The sequence below is a fragment of the Brachybacterium aquaticum genome (genome assembly GCF_014204755.1).
GTDB classification, from domain to species: domain Bacteria; phylum Actinomycetota; class Actinomycetes; order Actinomycetales; family Dermabacteraceae; genus Brachybacterium; species Brachybacterium aquaticum.
The window spans coordinates 2,407,188-2,424,621 of record NZ_JACHLZ010000001.1 but is presented as its reverse complement, the minus strand read 5'-3'; the positions used below and the strand labels follow the sequence as shown (position 1 = coordinate 2,424,621).

Below are 17,434 nucleotides of genomic sequence, written 5' to 3'. Positions count from 1 at the left end.
GACGCGTCGCCACCACGCATGGGTAGCGACGCCTCAGGCACCGTGGCCGGGAGGAAGAACCCGCTCAGGCGTTGGCGGGGGAGTTCACGCCCTCGCGGGAGACGCGCACCATCTCCTCACGGTCCACGACCTTGATACGGGCACGGGGCTCGCCGTCGGCGTCCACCGCGGCGGCGCCGAGCGCCTTCTCGTGGGCGTCCAGGGCCATCCATCCGTCCCAGGTCGTGTACTGCACGCCGCGCTCGTCGAGGACGCGCAGGATCGCGTCGTCGTCGCGCTCGGGGGCGGAGGCCAGGGTGCCGGACTCGATGTCCTCGAGCAGGCAGGTGATGGTTTCGATCGCGTCGGACTTGGTCGCGCCGATCAGGCCCACGGGGCCGCGCTTGATCCAGCCGTTGGCGTAGACGCCGGGGATGACGGTGCCGTCGGCCTCGGTGACGCGCCCGGCGGTGTTGATGATGACGCCGCGGCGGGCGTCGTAGGGCACGCCCGGCAGCTCGGAGCCGTGGTAGCCCACGGCACGGTAGACGGCGCCGAGCTCGTAGTCGACCATCTCGCCGGTGCCCTCGAGGTTGCCCTCTGCATCCAGACGGGTGCGCTCGAAGCGCATGCCGGTGACGGTCCCGTCCTCGCCGAGGACCTCGACGGGGCGGTGCCAGAAGTGCATGTGCAGGCGGCGCTCGACGGGGTTGCCCTCGCGGTCGGTGGGCTCCTCGCCGGCGGCCTCGCGGCGCTGCTGCTCCTCGAGCCAGCCCACGAAGGTCTGCACGACCTGGTCGGTGCGTTTGTCGGCCTTGATGGTCTCCCATTCGGCCTCGGTGATCTGCTCGAGGTCGCGGGGGTCCATGACGACCTGCAGGCCCTTGGGGTGGGCGAGCTCGCGTGCCTCGAGGGGGGAGAACTTGGTCTGCGCGGGGCCGCGGCGGCCGAAGACGTGCACGTCGGTGGTGGAGGCGGCCTTCAGCCCCTCGTAGACGTTGGCGGGGATCTCGGTGCGTAGCAGCTCGTCGGCGCTCTTGGCGAGCACGCGGGCGACGTCCAGGGCGACGTTGCCGTTGCCGATCACGGCGACCTGCTCGGCGTCGAGGTCCCAGGTGCGGGGGTAGTCGGGGTTGCCGTCGTACCAGGCGACGAAGTCGGCGGCGCCGTGGGAGCCCTCGAGCTCGATGCCGGGCACGTCCAGGTCCGCGTCCTTGAGGGCGCCGGTGGCGAGGATGACCGCGTCGTAGTGGGTGCGCAGGTCCTCGATGGTGAGGTCGGTGCCGAACTCGACGTCGCCGAGGAAGCGGATGTCGCCGCGGCCCAGGATGCGGTGCAGGGCGGTGATGATGCCCTTGATGCGCGGGTGGTCGGGGGCCACGCCGTAGCGGATGAGCCCGAACGGCGCCGGGAACCGGTCGAACAGGTCGATGCTCACCTCGAGCTCGCCGCTCTTGACCGGCGCGGAGCGCAGCAGGGTCTCTGCGGCGTAGACGCCGGCGGGGCCGGAGCCGATCACTGCCAGGCGGAAGGGCTGCTGGGAGGAGGACATCTCACCTCGGTCTCGTGGCGCGGTGGCGCCGGGTCGCACGGATTTCCGCACCACTCTATACGCGGAATTCCCCGGCCCCCGGGACAGTGTGAGCGGGCCGACGCCGCAGGGTGCGGCGCGGCCCGCTCAGGGGGCGTGCTCGGGTGGCGGGGCCGGGGCGGGCCCGTCGGCCGACGGTTCGGCCGCAGTGCCGCCGGGCCCGTCCGACGGCGGCGATCAGCCCTTCGCTCAGCCCTTCGCTCAGCCCTTCGCTCAGCCCTTCGCGAGGTCTGCGTCGCCGCGGCGGTAGACCGACCAGAAGTAGGCGCCGACCAGCACCGCGCCGCCCACGATGTTGCCCAGCAGCACCGGGATCAGGTTGTCCCACAGCGCGGAGCCCACGGTGATCGAGGCGTAGTCCTCGACGCTCTTCCCGGCGGCGCGCATGGCCTCGCCCTGCCAGAAGGCGTCACCGGCGGTGTACTTGATCAGCAGGCCCATGGGGAGCATGAACATGTTGGCGACCGAGTGCTCGAAGCCGGTGGAGACGAACAGGGCCACGGGGCCGGCGACGGCGAGGATCTTGTCGGCGACGGTCTTGCCGGCCGTCGCGGCCCACACCGCCAGGCAGACCGCGAAGTTCGCGAGGATGCCGAGGAAGAAGGCCTGGTGCCAGTCGTAGGAGAGCTTTGCCTGAGTGGAGTTCAGGACCACCAGGCCCCAGGCGGAGCCGTTGGTGGCGTGGGTGCCCGCGAACAGGATCAGCAGCGCCACACCCAAGGCGCCGAGGAAGTTGCCGCCGGCGGAGATGCCCCAGTGCTTGAGCATCTGGCCGGTGGTGATGCGCTTGGACAGGCGCGGCACGAGGGTCATGGTGGTGCCGGTGAACAGGTCCGAGCCGCTGATGACCACGAGGCCGAGGCCCACGGAGAAGACCGCGCCGCCGAGCAGCTTCGCGATGCCGATCGGCCAGTCGCCCATGCCCTGCTGCGAGGTCACCATGAACACGAAGCCCAGGGCGATGAACGCGCCGCCGGAGAGGGTCTGGAGGAACATCCGTCCCAGCGGGGCGGTGGCCTTCGCGTACATGCCGTCCTCGAGCGTCTGGGCCAGCTGCTTGGGTGCGAGGGCGACGGTGGAGGGCGGGGTCGCGGCGGCGGCCGTCTTCGGATCGGGGGAGGAGGCGTTCATCGCTGATCCTGTTCTGCGTGCGGGGGGGGGCGCGGGCGGCGGCGCCGGCACAGGAGCGCGCTGCGCGTGCCGACGTTTCCGACCGGTAGTCGGGGCTCAGGCTACGCTCGCCCGCACCGGATCAATGAGGATTCCGTCCCGTCGGTCGGCCCGCACGGGCCTACCGACCGGCCCGCCCGACCCCGTCGGCCGATCCTCAGGCGGGGGACTCGCCGAGCGGCGGCTCGGGCGCTTCGGGGACCACGCCGACGGCGACCTTCAGGGTGCTGGTCGCGCCGGGCGGACCGACCACGATGCCCTTCAGCGGCGGCACGTCCGCGTAGTCCCGTCCCCAGGCGGTGGTGACGAAGCGCTGGTCCACGAAGGTGCGGTTGGTGGGGTCGATGTCGACCCAGCCCGTGCCGGGCACGAGCACGCTGAGCCACGCGTGGGACGCGGCGGAGCCGATCATCTCGCCGGCCGGCTCGGTGCCGAGCGCACCCCCGGCCGACGGGGCCGTGCGCAGGTAGCCCGAGACGTACCGCGCGGCCAGACCCGCAGCGCGCGCCGCCGCCACGCCCACGTGGGAGAAGTCCTGGCAGACGCCGTGCCGGGCGGCGAGGACCTCGTCGAGGGTCGAGGTGACGGTGGTGGCGCCGGAGTCGTAGGTGAAGTCGTGGTGGATCAGCGCCGTGAGGTCCGCGAGGCACTCGCCGATCGCGCGGCCGGGCGTGAACACCTCCGCGGAGATCTCCCGCGCCGCGGTGCCCTCGGGGATCCGCGGGGAGGGGTGGACGAAGTCCAGGCTCGATCCCGGCATCAGCGGGCCCCAGTGCTCGGGGGTGCACAGCTCCCACGGGCGGGACATCGGCTCGAGCGGGTAGCGGCGCTCGGCCACCGAGACCCGGGCGTGCGAGTGCACCTCCAGCTGGTCGTGCGCGGTGTCGACCAGCAGGTAGGTCGAGGAGTTCCCGTAGAAGTCGGTGTGCGCGGTCAGGCGCGCGGGCGCCGGATCGACGACGACCTCGTGAGAGAGGACCCGCTGGTGCGGAGTGGCGCGCGGTTCGACGTGCGCGCGGCCGTAGTTGCGCGAGACGGGCTTCGCGTAGCGGTACGAGGTGAGGTGGTGGACCCGGTAGTGGACCGGCTCCACGGCGGGCACGTCCTCGCTGCGCAGCGGGATCAGGGGGCGGCGCCGGTCGGCCGACGGGGCGGGCGCGGGGGACGGCTCGGGCATCGGAGGCTGCTCAGACATCGTCCACCCCCCAGCGGCTGGTCGCCTCGGAGGGGCGGAAGTAGCGGTTCTCGAGCGCGGTGGCGAGCTCGCGCAGGGACTCCATGGCGGCGTCGGCCTCCTGAAGCAGCGGGGTGGGCACGCCGGCCCCGGGCCCGGGGAGGGCGGTGGCGCCCTCGAGCGGGCGCAGCAGCGCCTGCGGCTCCCAGGAGGCGATGCGGCTACGCAGCTCGGACAGCGGGGCGCGCAGCTCGGGGGACGGGGTCAGCTCGGGCAGGCGGTCCAGCGCCTGGCCGAGACGGTCCAGCTGGAAGGCGATCGAGCGCGGCAGGGTGGCGTCGCTGAGCAGCAGCTCGACCAGCAGCTCCGACTGCATCCCGGCGAGGAAGGTGCGCCGGTAGGCGGCGCTGGACTCGGTGATCTGCGCGACCGCGCCGCCGATCCGCACCTCGGCGGCGCCGGTGCGGCGGTGGCCGAGGGTGGCGCGCAGCAGGGCGATCAGGCTCATGGTCCGCTCGATCTTGCGGCCGATCTCCGTGAGATCCCAGCCCAGGTCGCGGGGCATCGCATCGGCCACCGCGCCGGACAGGGTCAGGCAGCCGTCGATCAGCTCGGTCAGCCCCTGCTCGAGCGGGTGGTGGTCGGTCGAGGCGAGGGTGACCACGCGGGTGCGCATCCTCGTGATGATCGGCCAGACGTCGTCGGAGATCAGCTCGCGCAGCGTGCGGGTGGTGTGGGCGAGCGCGGCGTAGGACTGCGCGAGGGAGCCGGGGCGGCTCAGGTCCGTCAGCAGCGAGAGGATCTCGGTGCCCACCGACTCGGGGTCCTGCAGGTCCATGTCGTGGAAGCCGGGATAGGTGGTGGTCACCTCGGTCACCGTGCGCAGAAGCACGGTGCGGGCAGTGCGGGCGCTGCGGCCCCGCTCGGAGCCCAGGTCGTTGGAGGTGTCCAGGATCGTGCGCAGCAGGCGCGCGGTGGAGTCGACCCGCTCGAGATAGCGACCGAACCAGAACAGGTCCGAGCCGACCGACCTCGTCATCGCCGGGAACGAGGAGACGACCGCGCGGGAGGGATCCGGCAGGTCCGCGGCCCGCGGTGGCACCGGCTCCTCGTCGGGCACGGCGGCGCTCTCGGCGACGGTCACCCACACGTCCTTGAGCGTCTCGGGGTGCTCGTCGGCGGTGCGGGCGATGCCGCCGGGCAGCACCTCGTAACCGTCCTCGGTGGCCATGACCAGCAGGGTCAGGCGCGCCGGCCGCTCCACGAGCTCGTCGCCGCCGGCGGGGTCGGTGCAGAGCCAGCCGGCGGGCTCCGCGCCGCCCGCGGGGCGCAGCAGCAGGTCCTCGTGGAGCATCTGCCGGCACAGGTCCGGCAGCGCCTCGCGCAGCTGCGCATTCTCCAGCAGGCCCGCCCCCAGCGGGTTCAGAAGCTCGACGTCCCCGCAGCGGGCCGCCTCCACAAGTCCCGTCACCCCGCCGAGCGGGGTGGGGCCGAGGTCCAGCGGGTCCAGCAGCTGCGAGGGGATCAGGCGCAGCACCGCGTCGACGGAGTCGCCCGGATCGGAGGCCAGGCCCGACAGGCGCAGGGTCAGGGTGCCCGAGCCGGTGCGCAGGTCGCCGACGGAGATCATCGGGGCGCCCAGCAGGTTCGCCAGCCAGCTGTGGTCGAAGGCGGTCAGCGGCTCCGCGGAGTCGTCGGCGAGCACCACGGTGCGCCCGGGCCGGCCGTCGGCGCGGGTGCGGTGGTGCAGGGACGTGCGCAGCATGTCGAAGTAGGGGTGCAGTCGGCGCACCGGGGTGGAGCGGTACAGCGTCGGCGCGGAGCGGGAGAGCACCCGCCGCAGCTCGAGCGCGATCCCCGCGCCGCGGGGCACGTCGGTGGTGTCCTCGTGGACCACCCAGGCGCCGTCGGCCGTGCGGGAGACGGTCGTGGTGACCGCGAAGAGGTGGTGGGCGCCGCGGGCCGGCATCCCCACCGCGGGGCGCAGGTAGGCGGGGTCGCTCAGCAGGGCGCCGACGGGGGCGATGTCACCGGCGAGCACGGTGCGCGGACCGTACAGGTCCTTGTACAGGGCGTCCAGCAAGCGCACGCGCTGGAGCAGTCCGGCGGACAGCTCCGACCAGGACTCGGCGTCCAGCACGACGGGGACGGGGTCGATGACGGGCGCGGCGGTGGAGACGTCGGCCGCGAACATGGCGGCGGCCGACGTCGCCGCCCGCCGTCGGCCCGAGGGGCCGAGGGCGGTGAGCTCCTCGACCAGGGCCGGCGGGGGTGAGATGGTCACCGGGCCATGGTAGACGCGACCGGACGGACCGGTGCTGGACGAGCGCTCAGGCGGACGCGGCGACGACCGGGCCCTCGGAGGGCTGGACGACCACGAAGCCGGGGCCGTGGAAGCCCAGCTGGAAGGACTCCCCGGAGCCGCGACCGATGAGCGAGCCCATCTTGAAGTCGTTCTTGATCTGCGGCTGCAGGTTCGCCGACCAGCACACCGCCGCCTGCGGGTCCACGAAGGTGGGCTGCTGGGAGCAGTCCAGCAGCAGCGGCGGGCCGTCGCTCGTGACCGCGACCATGCCGTGGCCCTGCAGGAACAGGTTGAACAGTCCTCCGGCCATGATCCCCGCCCCGCCGACCGAGCGGATGTCCCACTGGATGGAGCTGTCGAAGGCGAGCATGTTGCGCGTGTTCAGGGTCAGCGCATCGCCCTCGAGCTGGAGCAGGAAGATCTCGTTGTTGCTGCGGGCGAAGAAGATCTCGCCCTGCCCGCGGGTGCGCATCATGTTCCCGCCCTCGCCGGTGGCCATCTTCTTCAGCAGCTTCATGCCGCCGCCGGAGCCCTGGTAGGCGAAGTCCATCTGGCCTTGGTAGGCGACCATCGCCCCGGCCGACGAGATGATCTCCGGCGACTGCGGACCCAGCGCGCAGCGCAGCATCTTGGAGGACTGCAGCGCCCACCTCTCGTTGGTCTGGCGCTCATGGTTGGCGGCGTCGAACAGGGTGGAGCGCATGGCGCCTCTTTCCTCGTGGTGCCCTCGTGGCATGCGGGCCGGGACGGAGCCCCGGGGCGGCGCCCACCGCGCCGCGCTCGGATCGTCTCACGCCGGAGCCCGGTGCGGGGAGGGGGTTTCCCACCCGGAGGGAGCTGGAGGGGAGCCTGTGCGGGAGCCGTGAAGGCAGCGCGGCTCCCGGGCGGGGCCTCGTAGCATGGCGGACATGTCCGAGTCCCGCACGCCCCGACGCTCGCCGGTCACCACCGACCCGCGCCTGCGCGCGCTCGCCGAGGAGTCCGGCTACCAGATCCTGGGCCGGATCGGCGCGGGCGGGATGGGGATCGTCTACCGGGCGCAGGACGCCGACGGGAACGACGTGGCCATCAAGCTGCTGCGCCACGAGATCGCCGACGACCCCCGCGCCCGCGAGCGGCTCTCGCGCGAGGTGACCGCCCAGCGGATGGTCCGCAACGACTCGATCGTGCGGATCCTGGATGCGGAGCTCGACTCGCCCGACGCCTTCGTGGTCACCGAGTTCATCCCCGGCCCCACCCTCGAGGACGCGGTGTGCGACCACGGCGGGCTGCACCCCGAGGCGGTGCGGGAGATCGGCCTGGCGATGGGGGAGTCCCTGCGCGACATCCACGCCGCCGGGGTGATCCACCGCGACCTCAAACCCAGCAACGTCCTGCTGCGCGGCGCGCGGGACGCGGACCTCGTGGGCTTCGACCCCGACGGGGACCGGCTGGACCCCGTGATCATCGACTTCGGCATCGCGATCGCCGCGGAGGAGTCGCGCCTGACCTCGACCGGGCTCGTGATGGGCACCGCCGCCTATCTCGACCCCGAGGTGGTCAGCACGAACCGCGCCGGCGTGGAGGGCGACTGGTGGTCCTGGGCGGCGCTGCTCTCCTTCGCCGCGACCGGCCGCGAGCCCTTCGGCTCGGGGCGCGCGGACCTGGTGTTCCTGCGCGCCGAGCGCGGGGAGCTGGACGTCGAGGGGCTGCCCACCGAGCTCGCCGACTGGCTGCGCTCCGCGCTGCGCGCCGACCCGGCCGAGCGCCCCGAGCCCGAGGAGATGCTGGTCCGACTCGCAGAGCTGGACCTCACCCGCTACGACGATCCCGGAGTCACCGAGGCGCTGGGCGCGGACGGCCGCACGGCGGACCTCGCCGGTGGGGCCGGGGTCGCGGGTGGGGCCGGGGTCGCGAGCGGGGCCGGGCTCGCGGGTGTGACGGCTGCCGGCTCGGCCGACGAGGCCGACGAGGCGTGGGTTGACGAGGCGTGGGCCGACGATGTGCGGGCCGACGAGGCGCGTGCCGCACACGCCGCGGGTGATGCGGGGCCCGTGCCCGAGGGGGCGACCGAGATGCTCCCCGTGATCGACGACGGCGAGGAGCCCACCGAGATGCTGCCCCGCATCTCCACCCCGGACGTGCCCGTCACCGAGGTGATCCCGGTGGTGCAGAACCCCACGCGGGCGATGCCGGCCGTGCCGCCCCCGCACGGCCCTGTCGGCCGACGGGACACCCCCCAGGAGCCGCCGACGGAGCAGCTGCCCCCGCAGCGCCCGGTATACGGGCAGCCCGCCGCCTCCCACCACGGCACTGCACAGAACGGAGGGGTGCAGCACGGCGAGTCACAGTTCCCGGCCGCGCCGCAGCGCAGCAGCCGCTTCCCGACCCGGCAGATCCCCGTGCAGCAGGCCCCCGTGCAGCAGGGCCCCGTCCAGCGGGCCCAGCCCGCGCCCCGCCCGGCGGCGCAGCCGGCCTGGCCGCGGGCGCAGGCCCCGCAGTCGCCGGTGCAGCATGCCCCCGTCCAGCAGGCGCCCGTCCAGCAGGCGCCCGTCCAGCACACCCCCCAGCAGTGGCCGGGGCAGGGCATCGCACCGCAGCAGATGCCGGGACAGCACCCCGGTCAGCACCCCGGCCAGATGATCGCGCCCGGAGTGTGGGGCGCGCCGCCACCGCCCCGTCGGCCGCTGCTGGTGTGGCTCGGGCACGTGCTGATCGTGGCGCTCGCGGCGCTCGCCCCGTACGTGGCGCTCGCGATGATGCTGCTGCTCGGCGCGGTGGCCCGCGCCTGGGAGCGCACGCACCGTGCCGTCTCCGCGCAGCGGATGCGCGGTGCGACCGGCTCCGGGCCCACCGCGGCCGCCGCGCTCGCCAGCCCCTTCCGCTTCCTGCTCGGCCTCCTCGAGATCGCGCTGCAGGCCGTGCTGCCCCTCGTGCTCGGACTGCTGGTGGGGGTCGCCCTCGACGCCGGCTGGACGCTGCTCCAGGGCACACCTCCGCCCGACGGGGTCGCGTTCGCGGTCGCGATGGCCATCACCCTGCTGATCACCTGGGTGGGGCTCGGCAGCCGGACCACCCGCAACGGCGCGCATCGGATGATGGATGCCGCCGCCCCGGACATGATGTGGGGCGCGATCGTGCTGGTGCTGCTCCTGCTGCTGCTCGGCGCGATCGTCTTCGCCCTCGTGGCCCGGGAGGGGATGGTCGACTACTTCCCGTTCCCGGACGGCCCGCGGCTGGCCGACATCGCCGTGTGGAGGCGCTGAGCCCGATCGCGGACTTCACGCGTGAGGTGCGCCATGCGCCCCGGGCCCGCTCAGGTCGGGACCGATAAACTCCCCTCGACCCCATCATCGACAGCTGCCCCTCGCGGGGCGAGGAGATCCCATGGCCGCGTCCGGTCCCTCCATGTCGGCGCAGGAGCGCCGCGAAGCCCAGCGCGAGGCCCTGCGCAAGCAGCGGCAGGCGGAGCTCAAGCGTCAGCGCACCGTCCGCACCGTCGTCATCGCCGCGGTCACCGTGGTCGCGCTCGTGCTCGTCGCCGGCGCGGGCGTGTTCATCTACCGCTCGCTGCAGCCCGCCGGCCCCGTGGCCACCCCGGCCGGTGTCGCCGAGGACCAGCCCTACCTTGTGCTCGGCGCCCCCGAGGACTCCGGGAAGCCCGTGGTGGAGCTCCACCTCGACTTCATGTGCCCCTACTGCGGCCAGTTCGAGCAGATCAACGGTGCCGACCTCGAGACCATGGTCAACGACCAGGAGGCCACGATCCACCTCGTGCCGCGCCGCTTCCTGGACACCCAGTCCACCTCCGGCGACTACTCCTCCCGCGCCGCCAACGCCCTGGTGTGCGTGTACGAGGACAACCCCGAGAACGTCCTCCCCTTCCAGCAGCTGATGTTCGCCAACCAGCCCGCCGAGGGCACCGCGGGTCTCACCGACGACGAGATCTGGGGCTACGCCCAGGAGGCCGGCGCCTCGGACTCCGTGCAGTCCTGCATGAGCGCGAAGACCTACCAGCCGTGGGTGCGCCAGGTCGCGGACCCGTACGGCGAGGAGAACGGCGGCGGCACCCCGTACATCGAGATCGACGGCACCCAGTTCGAGCAGTGGAGCACCGAGGGGGCGCTGCGCGAGGCCGTGCTCGCCGCGGGCGGGTCCGCCGCCTCCGACGCGGGCGGCGCCTCGGGCAGCGGCCAGGGCTGATCGCCTGAGCGGGCCCGCTCGGGCCTCAGCCTCTACACTCATGGGGACCGGTCGCCTCGGCGGCCGGTCCCTCCCGCTGGAGTGGCGCAACGGTAGCGCACCTGTCTTGTAAACAGGTGGTTGCGAGTTCGAATCTCGTCTCCAGCTCGATAGGGAACAGGCCGCCATGGATGCCCATGGCGGCCTGTTCGTCGTTCGGGAGCCTCGAGGCCCGACGGAGCGTGGGTCAGAACGTCTCGTATCCCGAGCGGTTCACGCTGAAGCCCTTGCCGGTCATGACGTTCCAGCAGGTCATACCCTCGGAGCTGCTGGTGCAGGCGCTGTCGCCCACGGTGGTGCTGCTGCCGTAGGAGAGGGTCTGCGCCTCGCCGCTGAGGAACGAGGAGCCGCAGGCCATGGCCGCATCGCCGTCCGCGACCTGGATCGAGAAGGGGCCGCTGTCGCAGTCCTGGAGGTCGCCGGCGAAGCTGCGCTCCACGACCGAGCAGCCCACCCCGTCCTCGCCCAGCACGCAGCTGATGTTCCCGGTGGGGGAGACGACCTGCGCGAGGTCCTGAGCGTCCTCCGGGGCGGGGGAGACGGGGTCCTGGGACGGGGTCTCCTCCTCGGTGGTGGCCTCCTCGGAGGTGGGGCCCTCGGTGGTGGTGGCCTCGGCAGCGGTGGTGGTGCTGTCGCGCTCGTACTCCTCCTCGCCCGAGGTGAACAGCGCACGCCCGGCCAGAGCGATCACGAGCAGCAGCACGAGCCCCAGCACGAGGCAGCCGCCGGCGGCGAGCAGCAGCTTCTTCGTGCTGGAGGAGGAGTCGCCCTCCTGCACCGGCTGCTGGGGTGCGGTGGTGGAGGGCGCGCCGGCGCCCGCGGCACCTGCGCCCGCGGACCCCACCCGCTGGGGCGCGGTGACGGGGGCTCCCGTGCTCGCGGTGGCGGTGCCGGCCGCAGGGCCGCCCGCGGCTCCGACCCGCTGAGGCGCGGTGACGGGGGTGCCCGCACTGGCGGCGGAGGCGCCGAGCGGGACGACCCCGCTCTGCGGGGACACCCGGACGACGGGGGACCCGGCCCGGTGCTCGTCCGGGACCGCGGGGGAGGTCCCGGACCCCAGGGGCGCGGCCGGCGGGGGCGTCGTGGCCGAGGGCCGGGCGATGGTCGGGGAGTCGTCCGGCCTGCTCGGCGCGGCCCCTGCGCCGGCCGCTGCGGCGGTGGCTGCGGCGGAGCCGCCCCACAGCAGGTCGTCGGGGTAGTCGCCCCAGACCGTGGGGCTGTCGGGGTCCGCGTCGGCCGACGGGTCAGGGCGGCCAGCCGGCTCCCCAGCCGATCCGGCGTTGTCATCGTCGACGACCACGGCGTGTGCCTGCGTCGGTTCGCCCTCCTCCGGGTCCTCGTCGACCACGGCCGGCTGGGCCTGCGTGGGCTCGCCCTCGTCGGCCTCCGAGGGATCCTCGTCGAACACCACGGCGTGGGCCTGGGTGGGCTCGCCCTCGTCGGCCTCCTCGCTCGCACCGGCATCGCCTGTCCCGCGGGTCACCTCGGGCTCCGCGGTGCCGGTGCTCTGCTCGTAGGCCTTCTTCGCCCAGGGGTTCGTCGCGAGGATCCACTGCCGGGCGACGTCCGGGGTCGATGGGTTCAGCGCGAGCAGCCGGTGCAGCTGAGGGTGCTTCTCGGTGAGCTCGAGGAGCCGCTCCGGGCTCGTGCCCGGGTCCTCCGCCTCCTGCGCCGTCGAACGGTGCTCTGCCACCGTGCTCTCCCTTCCTCGCGGGTCCGCCCGGCCCTTCCACACGGGACGCGGGGTCGTGGCACGCACCGGGACGCGCGATGCCGAGGCACGAGAATGACACACGCCCCTTGGAGTCCCCATGCCCTGCGTCACAGAGGACAGGCGGCGCGGGGCCCTGGACGCCTCGGCCGACGGCCCCCGTCGGCCGCCCGCACCCCCGATCGACCTGCGCGAACGGCCACCGCCCGCGTGCGCAGGAGGCAGGGGGAGCCGCCGCGGGCGGATCCCCCTGCCTCCGTGACGCATCAGACGCCCGTGCGCATCAGACGACTGTGCGCCTCGGGGGCCGGCGCCCCTCAGGCATCCACGAGCTCGGCGCGCGCCTCGAGATGGCGCGAGAGCGCCAGGCGGGTGATCGCCGAGCGGTTCACGATCTCGACCATCCGGCCGTCCTCGCCCGCCACCACCGGCACCTTCTTCAGGTGCTGGTCGGAGAGCAGTGCGACCGCCTCGGCGATCGACGCGTCGGCATCGACCGTGACCACCTCGCGGGCGGCCAGGCGCATCACCGGCAGCGACACGAGGTCGCGCAGCGCCTCGTCGAGGTCCTCGGACTCCCCGGTCGCGAACGACCAGATGTTCGTGGAGCTCGGGTGCTCGGCGGCGAGATAGCGCATGACGTCGCCGTCGGAGAGGAAGCCGGAGGTCGCGGCGGCGTCCTGCTCCGCCCCGCTCTCGAGGCCGAGCGCGGTCACCGCGCCGTAGACGCCCACGCCGAGCGAGGTGCCCAGGCAGCCGGCGATCTGGAAGCTGGTCGAGACGATAGTGGCGCCGTGGGGGCTCTCCTCACGGCCGAGGTGCGACAGACCGAAGGTCTGCGAGGGGCCGATGACGAGCGAGGTCGCGAGCACCGCGGGGATGTACAGCGCGCCGAGCAGCAGCACCGACTCGTTCCCGGCGGCGACGCCCACCACCAGCGTGAACACGGCCATGATCGTGAAGCCGGCCGGGATCATCACCCGCCCGCCGTGGCGCTCGAACAGGCGACCCGCGATCGGGCCGAGCACGACGGTGAGCAGGATGCCGGGGACGAGGGTGAGGGAGGCGCCCATCGGGGTCTGCCCCTTTGCGGACTGCAGGAACAGCGGGATGACCACGTTCATCGCGAACACGAACAGCAGCCCCAGCATGGTCATGCAGACGCCCAGCACGAACGGCGCCGAGCGGAAGGGGCGCAGGTCCAGCAGGGAATGGGCGGCCCGGCGCTGGCGCAGGACGAAGCCGGCCAGGGCGAGCACCCCCGCGAGCGCGCTGAGGGCGGGGACCAGGCCGCTGCCGCTGAAAGCGGTGGATATGCCGTAGAGCAGACCCACCAGACCGACCGCGACCAGCACGAAGGACGGCACGTCGAGCACGGGACGGCCGAGCTCGGCGACCGTGCGCAGCAGCAGCGCCCCGGCGAGGAGCACCGCGAGCGCGAGCCCGCCGAACACCCACATCAGGGTGGTCCACGGCGCGACGGACAGCAGCGCGCCGGAGACGACGATCGCCATCGAGGGGCCGAGGGTGGTCATCGCGGCCATGATCCCCATCGCCAGGCCCAGCTTCTCCCGCGGGGCGACGGCGAGGGTGATGTTCATGCCGATCGGGGTGAGCAGTCCCGTGCCGACCGCCTGGAGCAGACGCCCCAGCAGCAGCACCGTGAAGGTCGGGGCGAGCGCCCCGACCACGGAGCCGGCCACCATCAGCGCGACCACCGCGACGAACAGCGGCCGCGTCGGGATGCGGTGGTAGAGGACACCCGCGACCGGCACGAACACGGCCGCGACCAGCAGATACCCGGTGGTCAGCCACTGCACCGAGGCGACGTCCACCCTGAAGGTCCCCATGATCGGGGTGAGGGCGACGTTCAGGAACGTCTCGTCGAAGGTGGCGAGGAACGCGGCCGCGGCGGCGACGGCGATCATCCCGATCGCGGCGCGCGGGGGTGTGTGCGGCGCTCAGTCGTCGTCGGACGAGATGACCGGAAAGGCGGTCGTGACCGTCATCGGCTCGCCGTCGGGGTGCAGAGGGCGCACCTTCAACCAGTAGTAGCCGTGCGCGCCGAGGGTCAGGGTCAGCGATCCGTCCTCGCCGATCGCCGGGAACTCGTGCCCGCCGAACAGGTCCCGCACCGTGCGCCGGGCGAGGCCGCCGAGCTCCAGGGACGCGGTGACCGGCTGGCCGGACAGGTTGAACACGCACAGCAGCGTCTCCGCGTGCTGCTCCGCCTCCTCGCCGTGCTCGGAGCCGTCGTAGGTGCGGGTGAAGGCCAGCACCCGGTCCGAGTCCGCCGGGACGTTGCGGTAGACGCCCAGCCCGAAGGCGTCGTGCTCCTTGCGCACCGCCAGCATCCAGCGCACGAAGTGCAGCAGGGAGCTGGAGTGCGCCATGTGCGCCTCCACGTTGGTGGTCGTGTAGTGGTAGACGAGCGACTGGATCACCGGCAGGTACAGCTTGCCGGGGTCGGTGATCTCGCTGAACCCGGCGTTGCGGTCCGGGGTCCACTGCATCGGGGTGCGCACCGCGTCGCGGTCCTCGAGCCAGATGTTGTCGCCCATCGCGATCTCGTCCCCGTAGTAGAGGAACGGCGACCCCGGCAGGGACAGCAGCAGCGCGTGGATCAGCTCCAGCTCGGAGCGGGAGTTGTCCAGCAGCGGCGCCAGGCGCCGACGGATGCCCACGTTCGCGCGCATCCGCGAGTCCGGCGCGTACCAGCCCAGCATCGCCGAGCGGTCCTCGCCGCTGACCATCTCCAGGGTCAGCTCGTCGTGGTTGCGCAGGAAGGTGCCCCACTGGGCGCCGGCGGGGATCTCCGGGGTGTCCTCGAGGATGTCGATGATCTGGCGGGCGCTGCCCTCGCGCAGGGCGTAGAACAGCCGCGGCATCACCGGGAAGTGGAAGCACATGTGGCACTCGGGCCGCTCCTCGGAGCCGAAGTACTCCACCACGTCCTCGGGCCACTGGTTCGCCTCGGCGATGATCACGCGGCCGGGCCAGTGCGCGTCCACGTACTGGCGCAGGTCGGCGAGGAACTCGTGGGTGGCCGGGAGGTTCTCCCCGTCGGTCCCCTCCTCCTCGTAGAGGTACGGGATCGCGTCGGCGCGGAAGCCGTCGATCCCCTTGTCCAGCCAGAACTTCACCACGTCGAACATGGCCTTCCGCACGGCCGGGTTCTCGAAGTTCAGGTCGGGCTGGTGGGAGAAGAAGCGGTGCCAGAAGAACTGGCGGCGCACCGGGTCGAAGGTCCAGTTCGACTCCTCGGTGTCCACGAAGATGATGCGCGCCTCCTGGTACTTCTCGTCCGTGTCGGACCAGACGTAGAAGTCGCCGTAGGGGCCGTCGGGGTCCGAGCGGGACTCGAGGAACCAGGGGTGCTTGTCGCTGGTGTGGTTCATCGGCAGGTCGATGATCACGCGGATCCCGCGCCGGTGCGCCTCGGAGACCAGACGCTCGAAGTCGGTGATCGAGCCGAACTCGGGCAGCACCGCCTCGTAGTCGGAGATGTCGTAGCCTCCGTCGCGCAGCGGGGAGGCGAAGAAGGGCGGCAGCCACAGGCAGTCGATGCCGAGCCACTGCAGGTAGTCCAGACGATCGATGAGTCCGGAGAAGTCGCCGGTGCCGTCACCGTTGCCGTCGGCGAAGGCGCGCACCAGCACCTCGTAGAACACGGCCTTGCGATACCAGTGGGGGTCGTAGTCCACTCCCGGGCCCTGCGGCGTGAACTGGGCGGCGTTAAGGGGCATCGGTTCCTCCAGGCGTCGTGCGGGGTCGCGTCGTTCGCGGTCGTCCGGCGAAGCACCACACTAGTGGGCGCGCCGCCGACGGTGGGCCCGCGCGGCCGACGGGCTCCGTACGATGGCGCGTGACCCGGCCGCGCCGCGGCCGGGTGCGGGGGCACGACGGGGCGACCAACGGGAGGGGGAGGCGATGGGACAGCCGATGCAGGGCGGAGTGCAGGGGCAGAGCGGGCCGCAGGTGCAGGGCACCAGGCGGCCGGGCCCGCTGCTGTGGTTCCTCGGCGCCTGCCTGCTCACCCTGGTGGTGCTCGTGGTCCTCGGCGTCGGCGGCGGTGCGATGTACGTGATCGGCAGCCGCTCCGGGGCCGTGGCTTCCGACGAGCCCGCGGATCCGACGACTCCGCCGCCCGTCACGTTCTCCCACGAGGCCTTCTCCTTCTCCTATCCGGCGGAGTGGGCGGATCTCACCGAGCGCGCGAACGAGTCCGGCGCAGGCGTGGTCGCACAGATCGCGAGCGCGGACGTGGACCCCACCGACCTCGACGAGAACGCCGCGGACAGCATCACCGTCTACCTCTTCGCCTCCGAGTTCCATGCCGTGATGACCTGCCGCACCCAGGCGATCTGGACGGGCTTCGGATGGGACGAGAGCGGGGACCCGGAGGAGCTCGAGCCGGTCGAGCTCGGAGGGCGGGAGCTTCCCGCCCACCGCACGCTCGGCACCCACGAGGGGCAGGACGTGGTGGGGGAGATGTACTGCGCAGACGTCGGCGACGAGGTGGTGCAGATCGTGGTCGAGAGCCATGGCGGCACCGAGCTGTCACCGCGGATGCGCGAGGTCCTGGACAGCTGGAGGTGGGCGGATGCCTGAGAACATGCCTGTGAACATGCCCGGGAGCCCGTCTCCCTCAGGGACCTCGCGCACGCCGTGGATGCTCCTCGGCGCTTGCTGTGTGCTCCTGCTCCTGCTCTCCGTGCTGGCGGGCGTGATCGGGGTGGTGCTGTGGCGGGACCGTGCCGGCGGCGGCGCGGCGCCGGGGCCGACGACGCCCGCGGTCGAGCTCGCGACGCATTCCAACGAGGTGTTCTCGCTCGAGCATCCCGTGGGGTGGATCGTCGACGCCCCCGGTTCCGTGCCTTCGGCCTCCGGGCAGTACGTGACCGTCCGCGACGAGGAGCCGGCCGACGAGCTCTCGTCGGCGCCACGCGAGCTCGCGGTGTTCCAGGGCTCCCTCCCGGGCGTGCATGCGCTGGTGACGTGCGAGATGGAGTCGGACCGGATGGGCTTCGGCTTCGACGAGCAGAGCGATCCCGCCGAGCTGCCCTCCCGCACCGTCGACGGGATCGAGCTGGTGGGCTGGGAGATCACCGGCACCGCCGACGGTCAGGACGCGGTCGAGCAGCTCTACTGCGGCGACGTCGGCGACGACGTGCTGATGTTCCACCTGCGCACCGTCGGCACCACGGCCATGGATCCCGAGGTCGAGGCGATCCTGGACAGCGTCGACGTCGCCGACTGACCAGTGGGATCCGGCGCGCTGGT

Annotated in this window: 12 protein-coding genes and 1 tRNA gene; 5 read left to right on the top strand and 8 right to left on the bottom strand. The window is 72.8% G+C overall.

The genetic code is table 11. From position 1 onward, the window contains the following. Positions 1 to 64: 64 nt before the first annotated feature. From HNR70_RS10850 to HNR70_RS10830, 5 genes are all read right to left on the bottom strand, one after another. A complete protein-coding gene (locus HNR70_RS10850) occupies positions 65 to 1,531 on the bottom strand; it encodes an FAD-dependent oxidoreductase (RefSeq protein ID WP_184325675.1) in 1,467 nt (488 codons plus the stop codon). Positions 1,532 to 1,783: 252 nt separating this feature from the next. Beyond that, positions 1,784 to 2,701 carry a formate transporter FocA gene (locus HNR70_RS10845; protein WP_184325674.1) on the bottom strand — a complete coding sequence of 306 codons (918 nt, stop codon included), beginning with the start codon at positions 2,699 to 2,701 and terminating at the stop codon, positions 1,784 to 1,786. Between the two features lie 196 nt (positions 2,702 to 2,897). Continuing rightward, positions 2,898 to 3,917, bottom strand: a complete 1,020-nt coding sequence (locus HNR70_RS10840) for a transglutaminase family protein (RefSeq protein WP_184325673.1) — start codon at positions 3,915 to 3,917, stop codon at positions 2,898 to 2,900. Between the two features lie 10 nt (positions 3,918 to 3,927). Continuing rightward, the gene (locus HNR70_RS10835) at positions 3,928 to 6,198 is read right to left on the bottom strand and encodes a circularly permuted type 2 ATP-grasp protein (RefSeq protein WP_184325672.1); all 2,271 of its coding nucleotides are present in this window, start codon (positions 6,196 to 6,198) and stop codon (positions 3,928 to 3,930) included. A 46-nt stretch (positions 6,199 to 6,244) separates the two neighbouring features. After that, positions 6,245 to 6,922 carry an AIM24 family protein gene (locus HNR70_RS10830; protein ID WP_184325671.1) on the bottom strand — a complete coding sequence of 226 codons (678 nt, stop codon included), beginning with the start codon at positions 6,920 to 6,922 and terminating at the stop codon, positions 6,245 to 6,247. 205 nt (positions 6,923 to 7,127) lie between these two features. Here HNR70_RS10830 and HNR70_RS10825 point away from each other — a divergent pair, with 205 nt between their 5' ends. The 3 genes from HNR70_RS10825 to HNR70_RS10815 all read left to right on the top strand — a co-directional run bounded on the left by HNR70_RS10825 (position 7,128) and on the right by HNR70_RS10815 (position 10,548). Next, positions 7,128 to 9,464, top strand: coding sequence for a serine/threonine-protein kinase (locus HNR70_RS10825; RefSeq protein WP_184325670.1), 2,337 nt, complete (start codon positions 7,128 to 7,130; stop codon positions 9,462 to 9,464). A gap of 121 nt (positions 9,465 to 9,585) precedes the next feature. Further along, positions 9,586 to 10,401, top strand: coding sequence for a DsbA family protein (locus HNR70_RS10820; RefSeq protein ID WP_184325669.1), 816 nt, complete (start codon positions 9,586 to 9,588; stop codon positions 10,399 to 10,401). 75 nt (positions 10,402 to 10,476) lie between these two features. Then, positions 10,477 to 10,548 (top strand) — tRNA-Thr (locus HNR70_RS10815). Between the two features lie 79 nt (positions 10,549 to 10,627). Here HNR70_RS10815 and HNR70_RS10810 read toward each other — a convergent pair. From HNR70_RS10810 to treS, 3 genes are all read right to left on the bottom strand, one after another. Then, a complete protein-coding gene (locus tag HNR70_RS10810; RefSeq protein ID WP_184325668.1) occupies positions 10,628 to 12,133 on the bottom strand; it encodes a variant leucine-rich repeat-containing protein in 1,506 nt (501 codons plus the stop codon). A 335-nt stretch (positions 12,134 to 12,468) separates the two neighbouring features. After that, complete coding sequence (locus HNR70_RS10805) at positions 12,469 to 14,079, bottom strand: MFS transporter (protein WP_184325667.1); 1,611 nt, start codon at positions 14,077 to 14,079, stop codon at positions 12,469 to 12,471. A 33-nt stretch (positions 14,080 to 14,112) separates the two neighbouring features. Further along, positions 14,113 to 15,897, bottom strand: coding sequence for a maltose alpha-D-glucosyltransferase (gene treS, locus HNR70_RS10800; RefSeq protein ID WP_184325666.1), 1,785 nt, complete (start codon positions 15,895 to 15,897; stop codon positions 14,113 to 14,115). 184 nt (positions 15,898 to 16,081) lie between these two features. Between treS and HNR70_RS10795 the strand changes: the two genes are divergently transcribed. Further along, a complete protein-coding gene (locus HNR70_RS10795; protein WP_184325665.1) occupies positions 16,082 to 16,762 on the top strand; it encodes a hypothetical protein in 681 nt (226 codons plus the stop codon). After that, the gene (locus HNR70_RS10790) at positions 16,755 to 17,411 is read left to right on the top strand and encodes a hypothetical protein (RefSeq protein ID WP_184325664.1); all 657 of its coding nucleotides are present in this window, start codon (positions 16,755 to 16,757) and stop codon (positions 17,409 to 17,411) included. Before HNR70_RS10795 ends, HNR70_RS10790 begins: the two co-directional genes overlap by 8 nt. The last annotated feature ends 23 nt before the right edge of the window (positions 17,412 to 17,434 follow it).

What these genes read in the sequence shown, in the direction of transcription:
- HNR70_RS10850 (WP_184325675.1), bottom strand. Translation starts at nt 1,531, where the DNA reads ATGTCCTCCTCCCAGCAGCCCTTCCGCCTGGCAGTGATCGGCTCCGGC.
- HNR70_RS10845 (WP_184325674.1), bottom strand. Translation starts at nt 2,701, where the DNA reads ATGAACGCCTCCTCCCCCGATCCGAAGACGGCCGCCGCCGCGACCCCG.
- HNR70_RS10840 (WP_184325673.1), bottom strand. Translation starts at nt 3,917, where the DNA reads ATGCCCGAGCCGTCCCCCGCGCCCGCCCCGTCGGCCGACCGGCGCCGC.
- HNR70_RS10830 (WP_184325671.1), bottom strand. Translation starts at nt 6,922, where the DNA reads ATGCGCTCCACCCTGTTCGACGCCGCCAACCATGAGCGCCAGACCAAC.
- HNR70_RS10825 (WP_184325670.1), top strand. Translation starts at nt 7,128, where the DNA reads ATGTCCGAGTCCCGCACGCCCCGACGCTCGCCGGTCACCACCGACCCG.
- HNR70_RS10820 (WP_184325669.1), top strand. Translation starts at nt 9,586, where the DNA reads ATGGCCGCGTCCGGTCCCTCCATGTCGGCGCAGGAGCGCCGCGAAGCC.
- HNR70_RS10805 (WP_184325667.1), bottom strand. Translation starts at nt 14,079, where the DNA reads ATGATCGCCGTCGCCGCCGCGGCCGCGTTCCTCGCCACCTTCGACGAG.
- treS (WP_184325666.1), bottom strand. Translation starts at nt 15,897, where the DNA reads ATGCCCCTTAACGCCGCCCAGTTCACGCCGCAGGGCCCGGGAGTGGAC.
- HNR70_RS10795 (WP_184325665.1), top strand. Translation starts at nt 16,082, where the DNA reads ATGGGACAGCCGATGCAGGGCGGAGTGCAGGGGCAGAGCGGGCCGCAG.
- HNR70_RS10790 (WP_184325664.1), top strand. Translation starts at nt 16,755, where the DNA reads ATGCCTGAGAACATGCCTGTGAACATGCCCGGGAGCCCGTCTCCCTCA.